General features: G+C 74.6%; 2 protein-coding genes. One reads left to right on the forward strand and one right to left on the reverse strand.

All coding sequences use genetic code 11. From position 1 onward, the window contains the following. Positions 1 to 385: 385 nt before the first annotated feature. Positions 386 to 1,807, forward strand: a complete 1,422-nt coding sequence (locus tag H5J29_RS30430; protein ID WP_181784397.1) for an alpha/beta fold hydrolase — start codon at positions 386 to 388, stop codon at positions 1,805 to 1,807. A gap of 42 nt (positions 1,808 to 1,849) precedes the next feature. Here H5J29_RS30430 and H5J29_RS30435 read toward each other — a convergent pair. After that, a partial coding sequence (locus H5J29_RS30435; RefSeq protein ID WP_181784398.1) for an ATP-binding domain-containing protein occupies positions 1,850 to 2,039 on the reverse strand: 190 nt, incomplete at its 5' end.

Here is a 2,039-nt window from a genome sequence, read left to right on the forward strand (position 1 = left end):
GGCGGCCGCGGCGGGGAAGAGGACCGCGAACCAGGCCGGCTCGATCGGCCCCGCGAGCCCGAGGACCAGCTCGACCCCGATCCCCATCGCGAGGGACGCCGCGAGCAGGCCGAGGGCAGGCCGGACGACCGACGCACCGGGTCGTCGTCGGACCGGACCTGCAGGCGCTCCGTCCACTGGCGACGAGTGTAGGGGGCCGATCGGCCGCATCCCTACTGCGTTCGGCGGGGGGCCCAGGCCCCCTCGGGTGCCGGGCCCAGGGGCATTGGCCCGCCCGCGGGGTTCCGCGATCGTGATCTCACGCTCCGGCGCGCGCCGGTGGGGTGGGGGGACAGCGATGCCACAGGGTCGGACACGGGGACGGGTCGGTCGGGTCGCCGCGGCGGTGGGGGCCGTCCTGGTCGCCGCGGCCTGCACGAACGCGGCGCAGGAACCGGCGGGCCAGGAGCAGGGCACGCTCGCCTGGACCGACTGCGGCGACGGCTTCCAGTGCAGCACCCTGGAGGTCCCGCGGGACTGGGCCGCCCCGGACGGCGCGAAGATCAGCCTGGCGCTGGTCAAGCTGCCCGCCCCCGGCGAGCGGAAGGGCACGGTCTTCGTCAACTGGGGTGGCCCCGGTGCCTCCGGCACGAGCTCGATCCGCGGTGACGGGAAGGCGATCGCCGACGCGACCGGGGGGACGCTCGACGTCGTGACCTGGGACCCGCGCGGGCTCGGCCAGAGCACCCCGATCACCTGTCCGGAGGGCAACACCCGGTACTTCGAGGCCGACCCCGGCACGCCCGACGGGCTGCGGGCGATGGCGGCCGCCGCCCAGGAGCGGCTGGCCGCGTGTCAGGCCCGGTACGGGGACTACCTCGGGTTGCTCGGCACCTCGCAGGGCGTCCAGGACCTCGAGGCCATCCGGGTCGCGACGGGTGAGCCGGTGCTGAACTTCCTCGGCCACTCGTACGGCACCCGGGTCGGCGCGACGTACGCGGCGATGTATCCCGGCACCGTCGGCAACATGGTGCTCGACGGGTCGATGTCGCAGCTCGGGACCATCCGTGACACGGCGTACGGCATGGTCGAGGCGGGCGAGGCCGCGCTCGACGTGTGGTTCGACCGCTGCGCCGCGAAGCCGGACTGCGCGTTCGGGCCGGACCCGGCGGCGGGCTTCGACACCCTCGTCGCGAAGGTCCGCGCCGAGCAGCCGCTCGTGCCCGGTACCGACGGCGCGCGGCTGACCGGCGGGTTGCTCTACCAGGCCCTGCTGGCGGGCGTCGTGGACTACCGGGGCTCCCAAGAGCTCGCCGAGCAGGCCGTCGGCCAGTACCTGCGCGACGACGACCCGAGTGCGCTGCACGCCGTCGGGCTCGCGATCGCCGGGCAGCGGCCGGACGGCACGTTCACCAACGGCCCGGAGATCTTCCAGTTCGTGAACTGCAGCGACTGGACCGACCGGCCCGACCTCACCCAGGTCGCGGCCGACGTGGCGGTGGCAGGCGCGTATGCGCCGCGGTTCGGGCCGTTCGCGCTGACCTACGCCCTGACCAACTTCGCCGCCTGTCCGCAGCAGTCCGCGGGGCTGCCGGTCCCGAACGGGCCGGTGGCCGGGAAGGTGCTCGTCCTCGCGAACACCTACGACGCCGAGACCCCGTTGAAGAACGGCCAGGAGCTGATGAGCCTGATCCCCGGCTCCCGGCTGCTCGTGTTCCAGGGCCTGGGGCACACCGCCTTCTACCGGTCCGCCTGCATGGCCACCGCCGCCGGGCGGCTGCTCACCTCGGGCGAGCAGCCCGCCCCCGGCGCGGTCTGCGCCGCCTGACGCGGGATGCCGGACACCGGGGGGTGTGTCCGGCATCCCCGGTCAGCTCGCCACGTGCACCAGCCCCAGCCGCTGGGTCGCGCGGGTGATCGAGACGTACAGGTCGGCGGGGTTGTGGGCCCGGATCCGTTCGGGGTCCACGATCAGCACGACGTCGAACTCGAGGCCCTTGGCGGACACCGGGGTGTGCACCTCGGCGGGCAGGTCGGGCAGGTCCGCCACGTCCGCGGCG

This window comes from Pseudonocardia pini, from assembly GCF_013870575.1.
GTDB classification, from domain to species: Bacteria; Actinomycetota; Actinomycetes; order Mycobacteriales; family Pseudonocardiaceae; genus Pseudonocardia; species Pseudonocardia pini.